Here is a 22966-nt window from a genome sequence, read left to right as displayed (position 1 = left end):
TTAGATGACACGCACGGGCCATAGATCACAGTCGGTGTGGACTGATTTCCTACGCTAGCGGGGAAAACTTAACTGAAACTTAATTCGGAGGCTCTAGAACGGGTGTTCCAGATGAGAGAGGCGGGAATTCGATAATAGCAAAAAACCATCAGCTGCCAAGTACCATTAGTGCAATTATTCATTCCAATTAGTAGCACTGGGGGTAGCGTTCCACGGTGCTTACCGGGACGAGCTGTTCCACACCAGCCAGGGCCGGATCACCTCATCCAGCTGAACCTGCGGTACGGCGCCAAAATAGCGACCATCGAACGACAAGCGACTGTAATCGGAGAGCATCAGCACCTCGCCCTCGGCCAGGCGGAAATGCGCAGATACCGGGTGCGGCATGCGGCGGCCGCTGGGGTCCCTGGACAATGGCTCGCTGCGGGCCTGCAGATGGCCATTGACACTGACGCCTGCGGAGCCGATCAGCACCTCGTCACCCGGAACCGCTACCAGGCGCTTGATCATGCGCATGTATCCCCCTGGACATGGCCCGCTGCTCAGGTAACCGCGTGCGTGCGCCAGGTCAAACACCGGCCGCCGGGGTGGGCAGAACATGACCAGGTCGCCTTTTTCCGGCGTCTTGTCGACTACCCAGTAGATGCCCGGCGGGAAGCTGCTGGTGATGTTGATCCGGGCGCCGCCATTCAGTACCAGTGGCAATAGCAGCAGGAACAGGATAGCCAGCAGGGCGGCCACGCTCAGCGGTCGCCTCATGCCGGCGTCGCCGTACCACGTATGTCAATGGTGCGGTCGCTTTCACGCGGCGCCGGCACCTTGGCGCGGGCGAGGAAGATCGGGTCCTGGAAGTACAGCGGCTGTTTGCCATAGAACGCCGGGTAACCGGCGCAGTACACCACCATGTCGCCGGCTTCTTCAATGTTGCCCTGGCTGTCCTTGCGCGGGCCAGGCATGCGCAGGGCCTCGTCAGTGGTCAGCAGTGGCCGCTGCACTTCCTGGATGGTGCGCGACACTTGGCCGAGTAGCGCACTGGAGCGGCGCCCGCTGGTAGTGATCTGCTCCTTGACGATGGTGGTCTGCCCAGTGAGCTTGGACAGGTGCTCTGCGGTTTCCACGCGGTTCGGCGGGTAGGCGTTCTGAATATGGCAGTTGGAGGTGATGCTCTCGTTCTGCCCGTAGAACTCCTGCAGCTGCGACAAGTCCTGGATGATCAGGTAGCACTTGATACCGTAGCCGGCCACAAAGGCCAGCGACTCCTGCATGATGTCGAGCTTGCCCAGGCTCGGGAACTCGTCGAGCATCATCAGCAGGCGGTGTTTGTAATGAGCCTTGGGCCGGCCGTCCTCGAAGTCCATCTTGTCAGCCAGCAGGCGGACTATCATGTTCACCAGGATGCGCACCAGCGGGCGCAGGCGCGCCTTGTCGTTGGGCTGGGTGATGATGAACAGGCTGACCGGGTCGTCGTGGTTCATCAGGTCGCGTATCTTGAATTCCGAGCGGGCGACATTGCGCGCCACGATTGGGTCGCGGAACAGCGACAGGTACGATTTGGCCGTGGACAGCACCGAGCCGGCCTCTTCCGCCGGGCGATCGAGCATGTCGCGCGCGGCAGAGCCCACCAGCGGGTGGTTTTCACCACCGAGGTGCCCATAGTGAGTCATTTCCTCCCACAGCTCACTGATCGGCCGCGACGGGTCGGCGAGCATGGCGTCCAGGGCCGGCAAACTGGCTACCCCACCTTCATCCAGCGAGCGGTAGCACAGGTGCAGGATGCAGCCCACCAGCATCGCCTGCGAAGTTTTTTGCCAGTGGTCGTTGAGGCCCTTGCCGTCCGGGTCGACGATCAGTGTGGCCAGGTTCTGCACGTCACCCACCTCGAATTCGGTGCCAAGGCGAATTTCCTCCAGCGGGTTCCAGCCCACGCAGCCGTTTGCCGTGGCCGGCTCGAAGCGCAGCACCCGGTTGCCGGCATGCTTCTGCCGCCAGCCGGCGGTCAGCGCCCATAACTCGCCTTTGAGGTCGGTAATCACTGCGCTGTGCTTCCACGACAACAAGGTCGGAATCACCAGGCCGACGCCCTTGCCGCTGCGGGTCGGGGCGAATGTAAGGATGTGCTCTGGGCCGTTATGACGCAGGTAATGCAGCTTGTTACGCTTGTCCAGCCAGGCCCCCACATACACACCCTCGTCAGCCAGCAAACCGGCACTCTCGATGTCCTTGCGCTCGCCCCAACGCGCCGAACCATGCAGGAACGCGTTAGCCCTGGCACTGTTGCTGTTGATCAGCCGGATGATCATTACCGCCATCATGCCCACGCCGCTGACCAGCATGCCAAGGGAGCCGGCGCGCATCAGCGAGTCCTGATACTGGCCCGACCAGTTGGCAGCCCATACCAGGATCATCCACGGTGCATAAACGCCATTCAGATTGGCGCCCAGCGCGGTGTGGTTCTGGAACAGGTAGGCGAAGTACTGAGTCGCCGTGGCCAGGCCGGCAACCAGGAAGAAGATCGCCAACAATGCCTGCCAGGTACTGCCGCTGTTGCTTTGTCCGCCGCGTATCTGCGGGCCGACGGCGTTATTGTGTTTCATGGGTTCGCTCCGTGAACGAAGGAATTGAAAAGTAGATACAGATTCAGGGCGACGAGGTACGCGAGCGCCCCAGGTCCTGGGCATGATTGCGCCGCTGTGCTTCGGTCAGGGAGCGCTCGGCCTGGCGCTGCAGGTTCCACTGCTCGGCCAGTTCGGGCTGCTCGGCACGCAGGCGGCGCACCGCCAGCTCCTCGATGCGCGGACTGTAAAGGCCCATGCCATGATGCAGCTCCTGCACCCGCTCGAGACGGCTCTGCAGTTGTAGCAGGCGCGCCTGGCAGCGCTGGTTGCACTGCTCCCAGGTGGCGCGGGTGGAGGGTAAGGCGAGCCAGCCCGGGCGGCCGGCCAGGTTCTGTTGCAGTTGCGCCTGCTGGCGCTCCACCAGGCTTTCCAGGCGCTGCTCGAGCGCTTGCGCCTGTTCGGCCTTCTGCTCGACGTACTCGCCCAGGGCCTGGGTATAACGCGCCTGCACCGGGCTGCCTTCGAGCAGGGCGGTCTGCTCGGTCGCCAGTGCCTGGGCCTGGGCTTCAAGGGCTTGCCCGGCATCTTCCAGCCGGGGCCTGGCCTTGTTCGGATTGTCCATGGGCACCTGCTTCATATCAGGAATAAATAACCGGCCTTGGCCATCGGGATGCGGATCAACCAAAGTACCAGCAAATGCAGGGGGTAGTAGCCGTAGAACAGCCAACGCCAGCGTGGCAGCTTCGGTTGCAACCAACCGACGCCCAGCAGCAAGGGCAGGGCGGCGAACGCCCAGGCGTTGCCATTGATCGGCGACAGCGCTGCCAACGAAACCACGACCCCCACGCCAGCCATGGCATTCGGACGCCGCACGTACCAACCTACGCACAACCCCAGCAGCACGGCCGGCCACCAGAATTCGACCAGCGCTCCGCCGACCACGAACACACAAAGCGCCACAGCCCAGTAACGTGCTTGCCCAGCCGCCGCACGCTCACAAGCAGCGGTCACCACGGTGACTACCAGCAGGGTAAAGAGAATGTTCAGCGGATAGGCGCCATACAGCAGCCCACCCAGTGCGATGAACGGCGGTGTCGCCAACACACCGAACAGACACAGGCGCATCGCGGTGCGGCGGTAGGCGCCCTTTGCCCCGACACCCGGGCGCGCCAGATTGCAGGCCAGCACCGTCACGAACAACGGCATAGCCAACCGCCCGGCCTCGAACAGGTAAGGCAAGGTCTCGTTGAACAGGTACTTGTTGACGTGGTCGCCGGTCATCAACAGCAACGCCAGCCATTTCAATGCCTCCAGGGCACCGTCAGCCAATTGCAGGCGAGGCAGGGCGAAGGTCTTCTGCCCTTGTTGCGCTGCAATTTCACCAACCAGACGACGCTCACTCACCGGCGCATCGCCTGGGACGGGCTCACGTCCAACGTGACACCGAACGTATTCAGACCTTTGTTGTTCCCGGGGCCGTCGAAACGCACCGAGAAACGCATTGTGTCGCTCATTGCATATCCCTATGAATTACACCGCTGTTTTGGCGGGGTGAGCTTTCCGAAACAAATTCCAAGTCACCATCAGGCATTTGGTTGGTTCAGCGTCACGATCAAATCATGGACCCCGTCACCGGCACCATTGATGAAGGCGCTAAGGAAAGCGTCACTCTTGTGTAGCAATGGGGAGCCCTTCAACGCGTCGCCTGCGACACGGATGGCGAGAGCACCAAAACTTTCACCCATATCAGTAACACTCTGTGCGCGGGCAGCAGGATCGTCGTACGGTTTCTTGAACCACGTAGCAATCTGATACTCGATGTTCTGCGAATGGAAGGCCCGGTTCAAGTGGTCGGCCAAGGCGAAGAGCGTTTCCTTGGCCAGCATCGGATCGACTTCATTGACTATTAAAACGGACTCGACCCGCTTGCCGGCAGCCTCGATCAGATCTTTGTGGGTGTAGCCATGCATAGGGGGAAAAACACCCTCAGGCAGTTTCATGCCCGGGGCATAAGGTTGGTACTTGCTGTCTTGCATGAAGATTTCCTTGGCTTGAAGCGCGGACGGCATGGTAGGCAGGAACATGCAGGCTCCCAGCACTAGAGGCATGAGCGCTCCCTGGCGCAACCGCGACCTTGGTCCCGTGGTGTGGCAACAGGCGCCGCCGAAAATGGATGCTTCTGCACCGATGATGGTACCGTTCAATTCGGGTCTCCCTGAAAAATCTTTCGACGTATCCCTGTTTGATGTGTTGTCGCGGTATCCACCGCCTAGCGTAAAACGCAAAGAATTCTGGGATACCAGTGACCAGGCGCAAAGGTTTCATCCCGGTCACTCAACGCCGCATAACATTGACCAATGCTGCATCCGACACCATTTTCGGGGCGAGGGTACCGGCCCGATCGCCGATACCTTCGATATGCATGATCGAGGTGCTCTTGCCCACTTGGAGGTTTCGGCCCGGGTCGACGTCGCGGCGATCATGGATAACGAACAGGTCGGTCTGGCCGACTCTCTGCAGGATGTGATGCTCGTCCATGTCAACAACCAGCCCGCTGATGGCCTTGCGCCCGGCCTCGACTACGCAGGCCGACGGGTTGAAGCTACGGGCTTTCTTTTCCATGGCAAGAAGTGAGTCACTGCGTTGCTGGGTCTTAGGGTCTTGCTGCTGGCCATGTTGCGCACTTTGCGGGACTGGGACAGGTTGCAAGCTCAGGCTCTTGATGTAGGGAGCATTGGGCCGCGATGCCTTGAGTTCGTCAGATAGCATTGAAACTTGTTCGCGGGACTTTGCCTTTCTTTCCGCTCGAAGCTCTGCGTACACCCCTTTGTTTCCATTGGCTACCTGCTCTCGTGTTTCCAGGCCCAGTACGCGTAATGATGCAGACAGCGTCTCCTGCCCCATTGATTTCAAACGTTCGCTTACGCTTTCCAGAGCCCTGGAGATACCGTCGCGGCTGAGCCGATCGTCATTTTCAAAGATCACGCCACGCCCCTTGATCTCATGCTCGAAGGGCCGTCTTTGACGGCCGAACACATTGATCATTCCCCTTTCCATCGGGAACGGCGTGTTATTAACCGTATGATAAGAGCCATCAATGTCCTTACTGAACGCCTTTTCACCCCTCCATAGCCGTGAGTCAATCAATGCTTGCTGCACTTGCTCGGGGGCCTTGATAAGCTCGTTATATTGCTGAATACGCTTCACATCTTCTTGATGCATCGGCTTCATATCGATCCCGGCTAACTTCAGCCGGTCATACATCACTGCCAGCGGCCCGGCCGCCAATATGTCGTCCTGATAGCCACCGCCTACCTGCGAGTGCGCACCAGCAAACTTCAATTCCTCAATACGGGCGTTATCGTCGTTACGCAGCGCGCTAGTAAGTCGAAATGTATCGCGGTACTCGTTCATCGCTATCAAGTGCGTGGTTGAATCGACGTTCCTACTGATTTCCAGATTCTTGCTCATATGAGTATCGGTATTGTACATACCATCGGTAGCGACGGTGTCAAAGATACCCAGCTTGTTTATATGCGCCTGGCCCGGCGGAATTAGGAACTCACCTGTAGGATCTCCTAGCCCATTCAGTTTCGGCACGCCACGCTCGATCAATTCGTTAGCCAGCGCTCGTGATTGTGACGCTCCACGACTGAAACCAACGATATTCACATCTATCTTCTGGTCTGGGTACTTGTTGTGAAAGGCAACTATGGCATCGTAGGCTTGCTCGATACGCTCCTGTGCCCCCCGCCCCGTGGCAGCTTCGAGCAGGAAACGCGCAGACGTTTTGGCTTGGCTGCCGACCCCATCAAAATAGATTTTCTCGGACTGGCCAGACCGTTCATGAGGATTATATTGCTGTGGAGTATGCCCAGAATTACGCGCCAAGTTGGTACCCTTGGCCATATCCAGGTCATACAGGCGGGCCACGTTGGTCTGCGTGCCGTCGGGCGCATGCTGATCTTTGTTGTTCCCGGTGCCGTCGAAATACACCGTGAAACGCATCCAGTCGCTCATTTCATATCCCTATGAATCACAACCGTCGTTTTGACGTGGTGAGTTGTCCAAGATGACAGTTGCTATCGGGTACCAGGCTTGTTTAGCGTCACGATCAAATCATAGACCCCGTCACCCACACTTCTGGTAAAACGGTCCAAAAACTCGTCGCTTTTGCTGAGCAGGGGGGACCCCCTTAGCGACTCAGTGGCCGCACGCATTGCCAGAGCACCACAGCTTTCGGCCATCTGCGACACAATCTGGCTACGCTCAGCAGGAGCATTTCCAGATTCCTCATACATCTTCGCAATGCGGTACTCGACCAACTTATCCTCAAAATCCTCATTGAGATGTTTGGCCAATGCGAAGAGTGATTCACGTGCCAAGGTCGGATCAACACCATCAGCTTTCAGGACAACTTCTGCACGCTTTGCAGCTGCACCAATCAGGTCTTCGTGGGTATAGCCCTGAATTGGGGGAAAAACACCCTCAGGCAGTTTCATGCCCGGGGCATAAGATTGGTACTTGCGGTCTTGCATAAGAATCTCCTTGGCTTGAAGCGCAGATGGCGTGGTAGGCAGAAGCATCCAGGCTCCCAGTACGAGAAGTATGAGCGAACCCAGGCACAACCGCGACCGGAGGTCCTTGATGCGGCAACGGCCGCTGCCGAAAGGGATCTATCCGTACCGATGGTGGTACCGTTCAATCCCTGCCTCCTTGAATACGCCTTTCGGCGCATCCCTTTTTATGTGTTGTAGCGGCCCCCGCGCGTAGCGTAAAGCGGCGAAGCATATTGAGATTGCTATCACCCAGCGCAATATTCCATTCCGGTTGATTAGCGTCGCATGGCATTGGCCAATGTTGCACCCAATTCCATTTTCGGGGCGAGGGTGCCGGCCAGATCGCCGATACCTTTGTCATGCACGATCGCGGTGCTCTTGCCCACCTGGAAGTTGCGGCTGGGGTCAACATCGCGGCGGTCATGAATGACGAACTGGTCGGTCTGGCCGACCTTTTGCAGGATGTGATGCTCGTCCATGTCGACAACCATTCCGCTGGTGGCCTTGCGCCCGGTTTGCGAGGCTTCGCCAACGCTGGCCGACGGGTTGAGGCCAAGGGCCTTCTGTTCCATGGCCTTGAACGAGTCACTGCGTTGCTGCGCCTGAGGGTCTTGCTGCTGACCCTGTTTGAGATCCTTGGGGACTGGCACAGGTTGCAGGTTCAGGCTGCTGATAAAGCTTTGATCAGGTCGCGAACCTGTCATCGTTTTGGCCATGTCCTGGCTCTGCTGGGTTGCAGCCTCCCGGTACTTGGCCAATTCCTGCTCGAACGAATCTGCCCGTGCTGCCTGCCGCTCGGAACGGCTGCGCGAGCCGAGGTACTCGGACGCACGATCCTTGAGCTGGGAGCCTTTTTCAGCGAACCAGCTTCCAACCGACTCGGCGCCCCGTTGAATGCCACTCTTGCTCAAGGAGTCGTCATTCTCGAAAATGATTCCCCGACCATTCGTCTGGTGATCGAAAGGATGGGCCTGGCGATCAAAGATATTGATCGTGCCACGCTCCATCGGGAAGGGCGTGTTATCGACAGTCTGAAAAGCGCCGTCAGCACCACGGGTGAACGCGTCTTTACCATGGATCAACCGCGAATCGATCAGCGCCTCCTGGACTTTCTCCGGGCTCTTGATCACTTCGTTGTACTGACCGATGCGCTGCAAGTCTTCCTGCTGCATCGGCTTCATCTCGATGCCAGCCGATTGCAGGCGGTCATACATCACCGCCAAGGGGCCAGCCGCCAGTACGTCGTCCTTGTAGCCACCGCCAACCTGCGAGTGCGCACCGGGAAACTTCAATTCCTCGATGCGGGAATTGTCGTCATTGCGCAGGGCGCTGGTCAGGCGAAAGGTGTCACGGTACTCGTTCGCCGCCACCAGGTGCGTAGTCGAGTCGACGTTCTTGCCGATCTCCAGGTTCTTGCCCAGGTGGGTATCCGACATCGCGTTGCCATAGGAAGCCACGGTATCGAAGATGCCCAGCTTGTTCACATGGGCCTGGCCGGGGGGAATCAGGAAATCGCCGGTCGCCTTGCCCTGCTCATCCAGCTTGGGTACGCCGCGCTCGATGAATTCGTTGGCCAGTGCTCGGGACTGTGCGGCCCCACGGCTGAAGCCGACGATATTCACGTCGATCTTCTGGTCTGGGTACTTGTTGTGGAACGCAACGATGGCGTCGTACGCCTGGTCGATACGCTCCTGGCCACCCAACCCAGTGCCGCCCTCCAGGGCTGAGCGCGCCGAGGTCTTGCCTTGACTGCCAACCCCGTCGAAGTAGACCTTTTCCGATTGGCCGGAGCGGTCCTGGGCATCGTATTGCTGCGGGACATGCCCCGAATTCCGCGCCAGATTGGTGCCTTTGGCCGTATCCAGGTCGAATAGCCGGGCTACGTTGGTTTGCGTGCCCTCAGGTGTATTCAGATCTTTGTTGTTGCCGGTGCCGTCGAAATACACCGTGAAGCGCAATGCATCGCCCATGTCATATCCCTATGAAGTGCCACGTGGCTAAAACGTAAATCCACCGGCGCGTCGCCGCGCCGACGTTTCCTCAGGAACTCTTTTTGTTCAGGGTCACGATAAGGTCATGCACGCCATCACCGGCCGCACCAATGTATGCCTTGTAGAAATCCTTGCCCTCGAGCAACAACGGCGAGCCTTTCAGCGAATCGGCTGCCGCGTCGACGGCTGCAGCGCCAAAATCTTCACCCATTTGCTTGACACTACGGGCACGTGCGGACGGGTCGTCATAAGGCTTCTGATACCAGTTGGCTACCTCGTACTCGACGCGTTCCTCCTCGAACTGCGTGGTCAGATGAGACGCCAGAGCGATCAACGACTCCCGCATCAGGGTCGGATCGACACCCTGCTCCTTCATGAATGCCTCCACACGCACCTGGGCTGCCGCGACAAGGTCTGCATTGGTGTAGCCTGGCATGGGCGGAAACATACCATCAGGCAACTTCATGCCCGGGGTGGAGGGTTGATCGTGGCCTTGATTGTCTTGCATGGAAATCTCCTTGGCTTGAAGCGAAGATGAAGTGGCAGGCAGGAGCACACAAGCCCCCAGTGCCAAAGGGATGAGCGAGCCCAGACGCAGCCGCGACCAGATACTCTTGGAGCAGCAACAGACGTTACCCGAACTGGGTGCTTTCGCATCGATGGTTGCACTTTTCACTCTTTATCTCCCTTAAACGTGATTATCGGCGGCTCGGTACCATTAGCTGCCTAAACGCCTTTCATTGGCAGAAGAACACAGAGGTGACAATCAAACGGCACCGCTGGTGGACTAGAACAGCATTTCTGCTTACCCAGGAAACGACCAGGCCTGCGGACATCGCCTTCTGCACCATTGGCTTTTGTACGTATCATCTCGGCCACTCAGCGCCGCATGACATTTGCCAGTGCTGGATCCGGCTCGATTTTTGGCATGAAGGTTCCAGCCAGATCGCCGATGCCTTTGTTATGCACTATCGCAGTACTCCTGCCCACCTGGAAAATGCGGTTCGGGTCGATATCGCGACGGTCATGTATGACGAACTGGTCGGTCTGGCCGACCTTCTGCAGGATGTGATGTTGGTCCATGTCGACGACTACTCCGCTGATGGCCCTGTGGCCACTCTCCGAAGCTTCGTCTATCTTGGCCAACGGATTGAGACCGAGAGCCTTCTGTTCCATAGCCTTGAACGAATCGCTGCGTTTTTGGGTTTGCGAGTCCTTCTGTTGCCCTTGAACGTGCTGCCCAGGGATTGGCACTGTCCGGAGGTTCAAGCTTTCAATAAATTGTGCGCTGGGACGAGAGGACTTGAGCTCGGCGGACAATGCAGCACTTTGCTCTAATGTAACGGCTTTACTATCAGCGAGCTTCTGCTCGGAACGATCCAGCATCTCGTCCAACGCCAGTTTCGGCTCGTCCTTCCCGACGAATCGAGTAACGCTGGATAACACCTGCCGTCCAAGGTCGTTCAACCAACTCCCAAAGTACTCAGCCGTCCTTGCGATCTGGAGGCGGCTAAGGCTGTCATCATTTTCAAAAAGAACCCCCCGACCCGACGTTTGGTGGTCGAATGGCTGGCGCTGTCGTTCCCGGGCATTGAAATAGCCACGCTCCATAGGGAAAGGCGTATTATCGACCTTCTGAAAAGTGCCATCAGCGTTTTGGCTGAAAGCCTTGTCGCCGTATCGCAAACGTGAATCGATTAACGCCTGCTGCACCTTTTCAGGACTATTAATGATGTTGTTGTACTTGTGGATGTTCTGTATGTCAGCTTGCTGCATCTGCCCCATTTGTACACCGGCCATCTGCAGACGGTTGTACATTTCCGCATAAGGACCAGCCGCCAGTACGTCATCGGGATAGCCGCCGCCCACCTGAGAATGCGCCCCAGCAAATTTTAGCTCTTCGATTCGTGAGTTATCGTCCTTACGCAGTGCACTCGTGAGACGGAACGTTTCACGATATTCATTCATTGCCACCATGTGGGTGGTGGAGTCCACGTTCTTGCCTATCTCCAGTTTTTTCCCCAGATGGATATCGGACTTGGCGTAACCATACGAGGCCACCGTGTCGAAAATGGCAAGTTTATTGATGTGAGCATCACCCGGCGGAATCAGAAAGCCACCTGTGGGCTTTCCAAAATCGTCGGTTCTAGGTACGCCGCGCTCGATAAATTGATTGGCCAGGGCACGACTCTGGGCAGCCCCACGGCTGAATCCAACAATATTCACGTCTACTTTCTGATCTGGGTATTTATTATGGAACGCGACAATGGCGTCGTAGGCCTGATCGATACGCGTCTGGCTACCCAAGCCAGTCCCACCTTCAGCCAGGGAGCGCAGAGTAACATTGGGCTGGCTGCCAACCCCATCGAAATAGATTTTTTCGGATCGACCAGAGCGATCACGAGCGTCGTATTGCTGGGGTTCGTGACCCGAATTCTGTGCAAGGTTGGTACCCTTGGCCTGATCCGCCTCGTAGAGCCGGGCAACGTTGCTATGCGCATTCTTGGGCGTATCCACATCCTTGTTGTTTCCAGTGCCATCGAAATACACCGTTAAATGTAACTTTTCGCTCATATCATATCCCTATGAAATCAGCCTTTAGCGAGTAGTAGCGCTTTGGCGTGCCCGTTTGAAGTCCTCAAATGGCAGGATTGTTCAAGGTTTCTATCAGGCTCTGGATACTATTGCCCGCGCTTTCCAGGTAGCTTCGTTTAAAATCCCGGCTCAAATTGTTCAGGGGCGATTTGATCAGCGCGTCACCAGCCGCACGTATGGTGAACGCGTTGAATTCCTTGGCCATCGCCTTGACGCTTTCAGCTCGGGCCGATGGATCATCATATGGTTTTTGGTACCACGTCGAAATCTGGTAATCCACAGCCTTGGACTGATAGGCAGCGGTCAGATGATTAAAAAGGTCGAAAAGGGATTCCCGCGCAAGTGTCGGGTCTAAATTGTTTTCCTTGAACACTCGCTCGACACTCTGGCACGCTGCGGTCGCAAGTTCCGCGTTGGTGTAGCCCTGCATAGGCGGAAACATGCCTTCAGGCAGTTTCATGTCAGTGGTATAGGGTTGGTACTGACCGTTATTTTCTGGCATGGAAATCTCCTTGGCTTGAAGCGCAGATGAAGTGGCAGGTAGAAGCACACACACACCCAGCACCAGAGGTATGAGCGATCCCAGGCGAAGCCGTGACCAAGGATCCTTGATGCGGCAATCGGCGTTAACCAATTCGAGTGCCTTCGCGTCGAAAGTTGCATCGTTCAATCTTGGTCTCCCTGCATTCGCCTCCTGGAGGGTCCCTGTTTGATGCTGAGTCGCAGCTCAAGTCGCCTTGCGTGGGCGAAGAATACCGAGAAAACCGCGGCCAGGGGCCACCAGTTAATTTGGGCCACAGTAACGGCCGCTTCGTGACCGCGCCATGCAGGATTGCGCTCTGTGTCATCCGCCATCACCTGATCCCTCACCTGCTCTCCGTCACCAGCCCACGGGGCACATAAGCAGACGTTGAGGTGGGTTGCGGTATGACCGGCTGCCGCATGGCAGCCGCCTCCAACGGTGCCGTTTCGACAGCCGTAACCGGAGCCTCGCTCGGCACACCGGAGAAGACCGCGCCTTGTGCCACCTGCTGCGTGGCGAATCGCTCATCGAGCCAGTCGGCCCACCAGGCCGCGCGACGCATCACCTGCTGGCGGTAGTGCGCATTGATCGCTGGCGTGCGCGAATGATAGTTGGCCACCCGCGTCCACAGGTCGCCGCGGTCGTTACGCACATGGCCACGCAGGCGCCAGGCCGCCAGGTCGTAGGAGTAGCAGCCACCCTGTTCGACATCCTCGGGGGTGATGCCATAGCGCGAGAGTTCGCGCAGGTACGAGGTATTGAACTGCATGGGCCCCACGTCGTAGGTGCCGTTGCGGTTGCGCACCCACTGGCCAGGCTTGCCGCCCTCCTGGGCGGCCACAGCGAGCACGATGTTCACCGGCAGCTCGTACTTCACGGCGGCCATGATCGAACAGGCGACCGGCTCGCTGAGGGCCGGGGGCGGTGCGTCGGCAACGAAAGGCATCCCGGGCGCGCCTCAGATGACCTTGCCGAACTTGTTGTTGATCGACTTGGTCGCGCTCGGGTCGGCCTTCGGGCAGCTGTCAAGGAAGGACTGGCGGGCGTTGGCCGTCTGGCTCAGCTTGATCTTGCCTTTCTTCCTTTTGACGATGCTGAAGTAGTCGGCGACCGGACCGTCACAGTTTTCCACCACGCCGGCGCCCTTGAGCTTGCCCCACATGCACAACACCGTGGCGCATGGATCGCGGGCTTCGGCGGGGAGGGCGATGGCGAATGTGGCGGTCAGTACAGCTGCCGATAGTAGTTTTGCAACGGCCATGCGAACTCCTTGTCTACGCTTTTTCCTGTTTGCTGTCGCGATAGGCTGCCACCTCGGCAGCTGGGTCAAAACTGCGGTTAGATGAAGCAGTGTCCAGCCTGATCGCGTTGCCGGAGCCGGGTTTGGAAATTTCGGCAGCCAGTTTCCCTGCGAAGCTCTTGTCGATGCGCGACTGGGCCATCTGTCCCATGCCGGAAAGCAGACTGGCGCCCATATCGAGAGCGATACGACCAGCAGTACCTGCCTTGCTGGATAGGCCACCGTCGCTCCTTCCAGCGGCACCCTTGGTTTGAGTCGCACCGCTGGATGACCCAACTGTCTCGGCGCGACCGCTCCCGCCAGCCGCTTGAGCCAAAGCCTCGGAACTGCCGGCGGATGCGCTTTCCGTGGATCCTCCTGGACTATCCTGCATCGACCCACCCGCACTGGCCTCGGAGCCAGCGCCAGCAGAACCCTCCGAACCGGCATCAGAGTTTTGCTCACCAGCGGCGGACGCTTCACCTGCCATCGCTGACATCGAAGAGAGCGCAGAGTCCGCCCGCCCCCCAAGGCTCCCAGAAGCTACCGATGCCAACCCCATGACGCCACTCAATGGGGTGGCTCCGCCAGCACTATTATTGGTACCTGCACTATTGCTACCCGCGCTGCTGTTACCGCCAGCACTGCCACCACCGCCCAGCATTCCGGAGATACGCGAAGCGATATCTGTGCCTGCTGCCACACTGGATTGCGAACCTTTGAATGCCGAATACATGGATTGCGCCGCACCGGCCATATTGCTCGCCATGGACACGGCCGTTGAGGCAGCGCCAGCGGCAGCGCCGGCAACGGCGCCTGTGCTGAACGAGCCAACAGAACTTGCTGCGCCGCCACCGCCAGGGATCAAGCCGGCAACCATATTGGGCAAACTGTGAATCAGCATGGCGAGCACAAGGGCCACAACGCAAATGACCAGAAGCTGGCTGATCGACGCACCGTTGGCTATGTCTGCTAAGTGGCCATTAACTACAGACGTAGCAATCCCGATCATCAGGGTCATGGTCAGTAGCTTCATTCCAAGCCCGGCCACGGTACGGAAATAGCCAATGGCGATCTCGGACGTCCAGCGCGAGCCACCGAAGCCAAGCACAAACATGCCGGCGTAGGCCATAATCCACGCGGTTACTAGGACAAGAAGAACATTGGCAGCCACTGTGGCCAAGCACACCAGAATGATCAGGGAAACCAGAATGATCCCAATGCTATCGATAGGGTGGCGCATGCTCAAGCTCTTGAATGACCGCTCCAGAATATCGAAAGCAATATCTACTGGCGTAGAGGGATTGAGCTCCGCCACCCCACCAGCCTTGGCCCCGATGGTCATCATCGAGCGGATAATACTCATGGCATATTCTGGTCCGTTGCGCAGTAACCACAGGTAAAAACCTGTAAAAATGCAGAATCGAAGAAATTCAGCAAAGAACTCACCGATATCTGCTTTACGTAGCGCCATGAAGCCGAAGGTCCAAACAAGGGAAATGGTGGCCAAGGTCCAGAACAACCAGGTTGCATAACCCTGGATGACGCTGGCCCAACCATTGGTAGCTTGCTTGAACTTATCGACCACATCGTTCAGGACCCCTGAGTCGGCTGCCGCTGCCGTTTGCGAAAGCAATAGCAAAGACAGCAAAGCCACCCACCAGAGGACGCGCTGTCTCATGGTGTGTAACCCTTGCTCTTGCTGCGGTCAGTAGGACCGCCCATGTCCCAGAAATCTTTAGACTGCTGTTCTTGCTCCTTGGCCTTCTTTTCAACTTCAGAATCCCAACAGCCGCTCAGCATTACAGCGGACAAGACAACGAGAACGGCGATATTAATAGCGTGTTTCATGGTGTATACCCCTTGCTTTTGCTGCGATTGGTTGCGCCTCCCATGTCCCAGAACTGCTCGCTAGCCGCCTGATGCTGGGCATCCTTGTCGGCTTCAGCTTGCATCTTGGTGGCGAGTGCGTTCTGTTGAGCCATCAGCAAAGCACGTATTTGCAATAACTGGTTGGCTTGTTGACTTGCCAACTGGTTGGCATAGCCGATGGCTTGCATCTGCCCCTTCGCATCTTGCGCATCTCGTTGTAGGTCCTGAAGCCTGTCAGAATCGCGCCGGATATTGGCCTGCTGTTGTTCGAGGCCTTGAAACATAGCGTCATTGGCCTTTTTCTGACTACGGCTAGCCTGTTCCTGGCTCTTTTCCAGATTAGCCCGCTCGGCATCAGAGCAGCCCGATGCAGTGAAGCATGGGCTATTTCTGTAATAGTCGAGGTCTTGGAATTTGCTCAAGTACTGCTCCAGGCTACCGGCCTGTTGCTTGTAGTACTCCAAAGTGTCGGTAGCGGCTGTTAGCTTTTTTATAGTGTCCTGCGCTTGCCCCCAGATGTTCGTCACAGGTGCCGCAGTGTTCTGCAACATGTTGGCGTACTGTTCCTTTTGCGTCGTGAACTGCTGTACCTGAGTCAGAAACTGATCTGACTGCATTTTGTACTCTTCGATCTGCTTCAGTGTCTGAGCGATGCTTTCAGCCATTGTGACCTGATTCAGGGCAACGTTCGCCCCGTCGATAACAGGAATACCGGCTTGAGCCTGTAAGGTGAATCCAATACCGGCCAACAGCGCAATCGCAGGTTTCACTAACGTCGTAGACTTCATGTTCCTCTCCTTGGCGTGTTTCATCAGTAATCGAAGGACTGGTAAGGCTTCGAGAACGTCAGGTCCTTGGTTACCATCACGTTGAAGCGATACCCCGGACGAATCTCCAGCGTGGGCGCAATGTTCAGGTTCTTCGCAATCATCTGCGCGGTGACCTGACCGAGTTGCTGGCCGAGCGCTTCACTCATGGCGCTGCTGGCCGTCTCGCGGTCGGAGCTGTCGCTGCTGGCGCGGTCCTGGCTGAGGCTGATACCGGCAACGATACCGGACATCAACAGGGCCGACCCGAAGATCCGTACGTAGTGGTTATTGACCTTATCTTCGAAACCGGAGTAACCGGCCATGTCTGCGCCAGGCATCGAGCCGATGTCCATCGCCTTGCCATCAGGGAAGATGATGCGCTGCCACGCGACCAGCACGCGTTTCTGGCCGTAAGCGACATCGCTGGAGTAGCTGCCGACCAAGCGCGAGCCTTGCGGAAGCAGCAAGTGCTTGCCGGTGGCCGTGTCGTACACCGCCTGCGATATCTGGGCCATGATCTGCCCAGGCAGATCGGAATTGATACCGGACACCAGCATGGCTGGGATAACAAAGCCTGCACGCAGTTCATAGGGGCTGCGTGGCGCCTCAGGGCTGGCATCCAGTCGCCAGCGATCTTCGCCGGGGTTGCTGCCGAACTGCTTGTAGTCCTTGCCGCTGCTGGCCGAGGCCTGCATCAGGAATGGCGAGTCGCTTTCTGCTCCAGCACCGCCTCCCGCGCCCGCACCAATGCCAGCAGAGCGCAACTCGGCCAGTCGGGCTTTGAAGGCCGCATTCGGATCACTGCGTGATTGTTCATCCAGGCGCTGACGCGCGGCAGCGATACGGGCCAGGGCGTCCTGCTGACTGAGCGGGCCACCACCACCGCCAGCAGCACTCGAGCCCGCGCTGCGTGGCGCCGTGACCTGCACGGTGCTGCGTGCCTGAACGGCTTCCTGGAGCTGCTGCATCTTCATGCGCCGAATGCGCTCGATTTCTTCGGCATTGACGTCTGACAGCATTTCACGCGGTGGCATGGGCGGTGCGTCGAGGTTGGTCGGTCGCACAACCTGCAGGCCGGCCGGCTGGGCTTGCGTGTTGTCCAACGCCGGCATGACCGGCGGCTCAGCCTTGCTCGGGATGATGCCATCCGAATCGATACCGTTGATCTGCTTCGCGAACAGGCTGCTGTTGCCCGCTTTTTCAGCTTCCTTTTCCACTGGCTTGTTCTGATTCTCTGCGCGGTCGGCTGCAACCAGCAACATGATCAGCAAGAAGGTCATGGCGGCACCGCCAATGATGTACATCGGCCAGTTGTTGACCCGGCGCACACCGGCGTTGCGGTTCAGCTTGCCAGGGGACGCATCCGGAGACATGGCGTCGTTCATGTTACTCATCGCTCGTCACTCCTTGCGCACCCAGGCACCTGCGGCCAACAGGCGGCCGTTCTGTACCGCGTAGACGCGGCTCAGGGATTCGCGCCCGACCAGCAGGGTGACGCGGAACAGCTCGCTGTCCTTGGGCGCATCGACGATATAGTTGACTGGCAGCGGCGCAACCGTACCGGCCGGCATTGGCGCAGGCTGGGCCTTGGGGTCGAATTCCTGCACCGAGAAGCCGGCAGCGCGCAGCGTGCTCACCAGCGAGGCGCCATAGCCATCGGGGGTTTCCTGGTTGATCCGCAGGCGCGTGCTGGCCGGTGGGTGAACCACGGCCAGCTGGCGCACGGTGGCACCGGCCAGCTGCTGGTTGATCGCCGGCGTGGTGCGCTCGGCGAAGTTGCCATATGGGCCGCTTGCGCAAGCGGCGAGCCAGAGGGGGGCGAACAGTGCAATCCATGCGCGCATATCATTTACCCCGCTGAATGGTGATACGGTCCTGGGACTTGCCGACACCGGCAATCAGGATGGCCTTGTCAAAGACGGTATCGACGATGTAGCGGTCGCCCTGGATGCGGTAGTTGACCATCACGGTTTCGTCATCGCGGAACCAGCCACCGTCCTTGCGCACCACCAACAGCGATGGCGCTTCGGTCTGGGCCATGCTGCGCGGCATCTGGATGATGGTCTTGCTGCCATCGTTGTAGACCCGCACCGGCTTCCACGAGGTATCGCCGCTGACGGTGTAGTCGAAGTTCAGGTTACCCAGGTACTCACCGGTTTCCGGAATGGTCGCCTTCTTGCGCTCGGTCGCTTCGCGGTTCTTGATCAGGTTCCATTTCGCCAGTGCCTCTTCCGGATAGGTGAAGGCAACTTGCGGCATGTACTGGGTACGGTGCGAGCGCAGCTTGAAGTGGTAGGTGCGGCGGTTGGTAGTGACCACCAGGGAAGTTTCCAGCCCCACGTCCATCGGCTTGATGATCAGGTGCTGGACCTCGCTCTCGCCCATGCCGGTGATGGCCGGCTCGACCGTCCAGCGCGCTGTGTCGCCGAGGTTGATCGAGTTGACCTGCTCACCGGCCTGCAGGGCGATGTCGCAGACCTGCAGCACGGCGCAGACGATACTCGGCTGCTGGGCGCCGTAAATGAAACGGGCGGTGCCGTCGCCGCCGTCCACTGGCTTGATGCCGGTAGCGCTGGCCTGCTGCCAACGCTGGGAAATGGCCAACGCGGCCTTCTCTTGCGGCGTCAGGGTTGGATTGGCGTCGGAGAAGTACAGATCGGCCTGGCTTGTTCCTGGCGCGGCCTGCGCGAACGCGGGCAGGAGTGCCGCGAGGATGGCGCAAAGGTAGCGGTTCATGGTCGGTCCTTCAGAGTTGCTTGGACCAGGAGAAGTCGCGCACGTACGTCCCGATCGGGTTCATCCGTATTTGCTCTTCGCTGGTCTGGGTAGTGGGTTCGGCGGTGTAGGTGGTCACCAGGGCACGCCAGTTGGCCTTGCTCTTGATCAGGCCCTGGCGGTCACGAGTGACTTCTTCCCAATCGACCTGCCAGGTTTCCGGGGTCTGCTGCATGACCGAGCGGATATCCACGCTGACGGTTTCCTCGGCAGCGCGCAGGAACGGGCTTGATTCCTTGGTGCCATTGAGCCACTCGTTCATCTTCTGCGTCGCCGCGTCGTTAGGCGCCAGCAAGGCATACAGGCGGAAGATCGACTTGCGCAGAAGCGCAACGTCCGGGGTAACGGTACGGGCATCCGCAATAAACAAGGCCACCTGCGACTTGACCACCCGCAGGTCGACCGGCTGGGCCACCTGGGCCGGTGCGACTGCCATCGGTTGGCCGAGCTTGTCGACTTCCACGACGTAAGGCACGAACTTGGACTGGCTACCGATATGGATGATGCCGCCGACACCGGCGAGGGCGACCATCATCGAAAGGATGCCTACCACTTGCCAGGACTGGCGCGAGGTCACCACGCTGCCAACGTGGTCGTTCCAGGTACGACGGGCGGTCAGGTACGGGTTGTCCAGCACGGCGCCCTTGGGGCCGGACGTATTGCTTTCACCGTTCGTGGCGGAAGCTTTGGCGGGGCGTTTCTTGACCATCCCCTTGATGCTTTCAGCGAGGCTCATGCGGCCACTCCATAGTCGTTCAATCTGAGGCCCCTGGCTGCCAGCCACTCAGCCACCCAGCCATCACCGTACTTGGCTTCCAGGCGCTTGATGGCGGCCACCGACTCTTTGTCCGAGGAGCCGACGAAAGCCAGCGCCAGCGGGCCCAGGGCCAGGTCGTAGAGACGTCGACCGTTCTCCGACACGTAGTAGTACTGGCGCTTGGGAATTGCCGTGGCGAGGATTTCGATCTGTCGGGCATTCAGCCCCATGCGCCGGTAGAGGGCAGCGGTGTCCTCGTCGCGGGCATAGACGTTGGGCAGGAAGATCTTGGTGGCGGTCGACTCGACGATGACGTCGAGGATCCCCGAGTTGGCCGCGTCCGACAGGCTCTGGGTGGCCATCAGTACCAGGCAGTTGGCCTTACGCAATACCTTGAGCCACTCGCGGATTTTTTCGCGGAAGGCCGGGTGGCCGAGCATCAGCCAGGCTTCGTCGAGGATGATTACCGCGGGCTGGCCCTTGAGTGAGCATTCAATGCGGCGGAACAGGTACAGCAGCACCGGCAAGGCGTACTTGTCGCCCAGGTTCATCAGCTCCTCGATCTCGAACACGGTGAAGTCGGACAGCGCCAGGCCGTCCTCCTCGGCATCGAGCAAGTGGCCCATCGTGCCGTCGACGGTGTACTGACGCAGGGTTTCACGCACGGCCTCGTCCTGCACGATGATGCAGAATTCGGACAGGGTGCGGGAGCCGTCGCGGTACATGGTCATCACCGCATGGCCGATCTCGTTGCGCTGCGCGGCGGTGGTTTCCAGGCCATTGAGCGCAAGCACCGTGTCCAGCCACTCCATCGCCCAGGCGCGGTCACCCTTGGTTTCCAGGAATTGCAACGGGCAGAAGGCCAGGCGCTCGTCGTCCGCCGCCACAGTGAAGTGACGGCCGGACTGACCTCCGCTTTCAGCACGGATACCGGCCGCCAGCGGGTACATGGACATACCCTTGTCGAAGGCGAATATCGACATGCCCTGGTAGCGACGCAGCTGGGCAGCGATCAGTGCCAGGTGCGTCGACTTGCCAGCACCGGTCGGGCCGAACATGAAGGTATGGCCCAGGTCACGCACGTGCAGGTTCAGGCGGAAAGGTGTGGCACCGCTGGTCACGCAGTGCATCAGCGCGGGTGACAGGGGCGGGTAGAGCGGGCAGGGGGCATCGGCACTGCCGGTCCAGATGCTGCTGGTAGGCAGCAGGTCGGCCAGGTTGAGAGTGTTGATCAGCGGCCGCCGCACGTTTTCCACACCGTGCCCAGGCAGGCTGCCGAGGTAGGCGTCGAGCGTGTTGATCGATTCGATGCGGGCGGCGAAGCCCATGCGCTCGATGGCTTTCTCGACCTTGCGGGCAGCTTCTTCCAGCTGGGCACGGTCCTCATTCATGAGCACCACCACACTGGTGTAGTACCCCTGCGCAACCAGGCCGCTATTGACCTCGGCGATCGCGTCAGCGGCGTCCTGCACCATGGCCAGGGCGTCCTGGTCGATGTTGCCATTGTTGGTATTGAATACCTGGTCGAAGAAGCCGCGAACTTTCTGCTTCCACTTCTTGCGGTACTTTTCCAGGTGCTGGACCGCCTCATGGGTGTCCATGAAAATGAAGCGGCTGGACCAGCGGTATTCGCAAGGCAGTTCAGCCAGCGCCGCGAGAATGCCTGGGGCTGACTCCAGCGGGAACCCTTCGATGGCCACTACCTGGACGAAGTTACGACCAATTTTGGGTACTACGCCCCCCCAAAGTTCCTTGCCGCCGATGACAGCATCGAGGTACATCGGATTGCTTGGCAACAGGACCGGCTGGCTTATGCCAGTGACACAGAACTGCACCCAGCTGAGCAGGTCGTCATGGGTGATCTCGGCACCTTCCTCGGTAACCATGCGGTTGCCTTTCAGGCGCGTCAGCTTGAGCACTGAGGAAAGGCTGCCTTCGACACTGAGACAATCACGCTTGAATTGCTCGATCAGGTTACGTGTACGTATCTTGGCGTCTGGTGGCGCGGTGTCGTCGTCGAACATCAGCTCAACGAATTTCTGTTGGGCGAGCATCGGTGGGAAATAGGTGAGGGTCAGTACGAAATAGCCTTCGTACATGGTCCCCAGCGACTCGAAGTACGCTCGACGCTCTTCGTCCATCGCTGCAGTCAGGTTGTCACCGAAGTGCGAGACACCCTTCGCGGAATAGTTCGATGCCGGACGGCGCACTGCATCGACGTGGATCATCCAACCGTTACCCAGGCCAGCCAGGGCCTGGTTGATGCGCAGCGAAACCAGTTCGCGCTGGGCTTCGGTGCTGCTGGCGTTGTCATCACCGCGGTACAGCCAGGCGGCCATGAAAGCGCCGTTCTTGCCCACGATGACGCCGTCGTCGACCATCGCCGCATGGTTCAGCAAGTCGGCAAGGCCGGCATCTTTCGAACGATGCTTTTTCAGCTTGAGTTCGGCATCTACTTGTAGCAGGCGCTGAACCAGCAACAGTACCAGCAAAACACCGAGGGCAGCGATGGCATACGCAATACCTTCGATCATTTGTATTGACTTCCCTGACTTGGAGGATTGTCCCTGAACGGCGTGCTACGCGCCGGGTAATAGGACTTGTAGCGGCGATGGCGCAGGTAGACGTGGCGCATTTTCGGATCGGACTTGGCCATGACGCGGAGCACGAACAAGGCACCGAACCACAACACCAGGCCGACCACGGTCGCCCGCACTTCCTGGGCACTGAAAATCAGCGCGAAGGCGAGCAACCCGGAAAACATCACCAGCTCGCGATCCCCGCCCATGAACAGGTTGTCCCGGTTTCCGGCCCGCCGAATGGGAATCGTGCGCAGGGCCATGATTCAGACCTGACCTTGTACCAAGCCATGCTGCGGCAGCAGCTGTGCCAGTTCGGCACTGGTACCGAAGAAGCTGGTCATGATGTTGTTGGCACCAACGATAAGTGCCATTACCAGCACCAGGAAGATCAGCGTACGGAAGAAGCCATTGAGGTCACCACCAAAGATCAGAACGCCACCGGCAACCACGATGCCGATGATCGACAAAGCAAAAGCTACAGGGCCGGTAACCGATTGACGCAGCGAGGTCAGCCAGCTTTCATAGGGCAGCGAACCGCCGGTGCTGGACGCAGCGAAGGCGTTATCCGGAGCCACCATCACGGCCAGCATGAAGAAGCCGAGGGCCAGATAGCCAAACGATTGAGCGTTGAAACGGAACAGCGAGATGTTGGCTTGCATGTGCGATATT

At 58.8% G+C, this 22966-nt stretch carries 23 protein-coding genes; all 23 read right to left on the bottom strand.

Annotated features, from left to right (window positions below):
• Positions 1-219: 219 nt before the first annotated feature.
• The 23 genes from traF to trbC all read right to left on the bottom strand — a co-directional run bounded on the left by traF (position 220) and on the right by trbC (position 22956).
• The gene (gene traF, locus ACLEJP_RS05985; RefSeq protein ID WP_440804890.1) at positions 220-759 is read right to left on the bottom strand and encodes a conjugative transfer signal peptidase TraF; all 540 of its coding nucleotides are present in this window, start codon (positions 757-759) and stop codon (positions 220-222) included.
• Entirely contained in the window at positions 756-2594 is a 1839-nt protein-coding gene (locus ACLEJP_RS05980; RefSeq protein WP_440804888.1) for a type IV secretory system conjugative DNA transfer family protein, read from the bottom strand. Before ACLEJP_RS05980 ends, traF begins: the two co-directional genes overlap by 4 nt.
• A gap of 43 nt (positions 2595-2637) precedes the next feature.
• On the bottom strand, positions 2638-3177 hold the full coding sequence (locus ACLEJP_RS05975) for an IncP plasmid survival protein KfrC family protein (RefSeq protein WP_440804886.1): 540 nt from the start codon (positions 3175-3177) through the stop codon (positions 2638-2640).
• 11 nt (positions 3178-3188) lie between these two features.
• Complete coding sequence (locus tag ACLEJP_RS05970) at positions 3189-3959, bottom strand: TraX family protein (RefSeq protein ID WP_440804884.1); 771 nt, start codon at positions 3957-3959, stop codon at positions 3189-3191.
• A gap of 179 nt (positions 3960-4138) precedes the next feature.
• Positions 4139-4759: a hypothetical protein gene (locus ACLEJP_RS05965; protein ID WP_440804882.1), complete on the bottom strand. Its 621-nt coding sequence runs from the start codon at positions 4757-4759 to the stop codon at positions 4139-4141.
• A gap of 130 nt (positions 4760-4889) precedes the next feature.
• A complete protein-coding gene (locus tag ACLEJP_RS05960; RefSeq protein ID WP_440804880.1) occupies positions 4890-6575 on the bottom strand; it encodes a phospholipase effector Tle1 domain-containing protein in 1686 nt (561 codons plus the stop codon).
• A gap of 62 nt (positions 6576-6637) precedes the next feature.
• Positions 6638-7093, bottom strand: coding sequence for a hypothetical protein (locus ACLEJP_RS05955; RefSeq protein WP_440804878.1), 456 nt, complete (start codon positions 7091-7093; stop codon positions 6638-6640).
• A gap of 296 nt (positions 7094-7389) precedes the next feature.
• Positions 7390-9084, bottom strand: a complete 1695-nt coding sequence (locus ACLEJP_RS05950) for a phospholipase effector Tle1 domain-containing protein (RefSeq protein WP_440804876.1) — start codon at positions 9082-9084, stop codon at positions 7390-7392.
• Between the two features lie 70 nt (positions 9085-9154).
• Entirely contained in the window at positions 9155-9613 is a 459-nt protein-coding gene (locus ACLEJP_RS05945; protein WP_440804874.1) for a hypothetical protein, read from the bottom strand.
• A 371-nt stretch (positions 9614-9984) separates the two neighbouring features.
• Entirely contained in the window at positions 9985-11679 is a 1695-nt protein-coding gene (locus ACLEJP_RS05940) for a phospholipase effector Tle1 domain-containing protein (RefSeq protein ID WP_440804873.1), read from the bottom strand.
• A gap of 64 nt (positions 11680-11743) precedes the next feature.
• Positions 11744-12370, bottom strand: coding sequence for a hypothetical protein (locus ACLEJP_RS05935; RefSeq protein ID WP_440804871.1), 627 nt, complete (start codon positions 12368-12370; stop codon positions 11744-11746).
• Positions 12371-12566: 196 nt separating this feature from the next.
• The gene (locus ACLEJP_RS05930; RefSeq protein WP_440804869.1) at positions 12567-13169 is read right to left on the bottom strand and encodes a transglycosylase SLT domain-containing protein; all 603 of its coding nucleotides are present in this window, start codon (positions 13167-13169) and stop codon (positions 12567-12569) included.
• Between the two features lie 12 nt (positions 13170-13181).
• Complete coding sequence (locus ACLEJP_RS05925) at positions 13182-13484, bottom strand: TrbM/KikA/MpfK family conjugal transfer protein (RefSeq protein ID WP_440804867.1); 303 nt, start codon at positions 13482-13484, stop codon at positions 13182-13184.
• Between the two features lie 13 nt (positions 13485-13497).
• Complete coding sequence (trbL, locus tag ACLEJP_RS05920; protein WP_440804865.1) at positions 13498-15183, bottom strand: P-type conjugative transfer protein TrbL; 1686 nt, start codon at positions 15181-15183, stop codon at positions 13498-13500.
• A complete protein-coding gene (locus ACLEJP_RS05915) occupies positions 15180-15353 on the bottom strand; it encodes a hypothetical protein (RefSeq protein WP_156510856.1) in 174 nt (57 codons plus the stop codon). Before ACLEJP_RS05915 ends, trbL begins: the two co-directional genes overlap by 4 nt.
• On the bottom strand, positions 15350-16162 hold the full coding sequence (trbJ, locus tag ACLEJP_RS05910) for a P-type conjugative transfer protein TrbJ (RefSeq protein WP_440804863.1): 813 nt from the start codon (positions 16160-16162) through the stop codon (positions 15350-15352). The genes ACLEJP_RS05915 and trbJ overlap by 4 nt, the downstream gene beginning before the upstream one ends.
• Before the next feature lie 23 nt (positions 16163-16185).
• Complete coding sequence (locus ACLEJP_RS05905; RefSeq protein WP_440804861.1) at positions 16186-17577, bottom strand: TrbI/VirB10 family protein; 1392 nt, start codon at positions 17575-17577, stop codon at positions 16186-16188.
• Between the two features lie 6 nt (positions 17578-17583).
• Entirely contained in the window at positions 17584-18027 is a 444-nt protein-coding gene (locus ACLEJP_RS05900) for a conjugal transfer protein TrbH (protein ID WP_186671595.1), read from the bottom strand.
• Position 18028: 1 nt separating this feature from the next.
• Positions 18029-18919 (bottom strand): P-type conjugative transfer protein TrbG, encoded by an 891-nt coding sequence (trbG, locus tag ACLEJP_RS05895; protein ID WP_186671597.1) that lies wholly within the window; start codon positions 18917-18919, stop codon positions 18029-18031.
• Positions 18920-18929: 10 nt separating this feature from the next.
• Positions 18930-19694, bottom strand: coding sequence for a conjugal transfer protein TrbF (locus ACLEJP_RS05890; protein ID WP_186671599.1), 765 nt, complete (start codon positions 19692-19694; stop codon positions 18930-18932).
• Positions 19691-22249 (bottom strand): VirB4 family type IV secretion/conjugal transfer ATPase, encoded by a 2559-nt coding sequence (locus tag ACLEJP_RS05885; protein WP_440804858.1) that lies wholly within the window; start codon positions 22247-22249, stop codon positions 19691-19693. Before ACLEJP_RS05885 ends, ACLEJP_RS05890 begins: the two co-directional genes overlap by 4 nt.
• Complete coding sequence (locus ACLEJP_RS05880) at positions 22246-22557, bottom strand: conjugal transfer protein TrbD (RefSeq protein WP_186671603.1); 312 nt, start codon at positions 22555-22557, stop codon at positions 22246-22248. Before ACLEJP_RS05880 ends, ACLEJP_RS05885 begins: the two co-directional genes overlap by 4 nt.
• A gap of 3 nt (positions 22558-22560) precedes the next feature.
• Positions 22561-22956 carry a conjugal transfer system pilin TrbC gene (gene trbC, locus ACLEJP_RS05875; protein WP_440804856.1) on the bottom strand — a complete coding sequence of 132 codons (396 nt, stop codon included), beginning with the start codon at positions 22954-22956 and terminating at the stop codon, positions 22561-22563.
• Positions 22957-22966 lie beyond the last annotated feature (10 nt).

Source organism: Pseudomonas sp. SMV7 (assembly GCF_052041995.1).
Classification (GTDB): domain Bacteria; phylum Pseudomonadota; class Gammaproteobacteria; order Pseudomonadales; family Pseudomonadaceae; genus Aquipseudomonas.
Note: the sequence above shows the minus strand (reverse complement) of the source record. Positions and strands in the feature narration are given on the sequence as shown.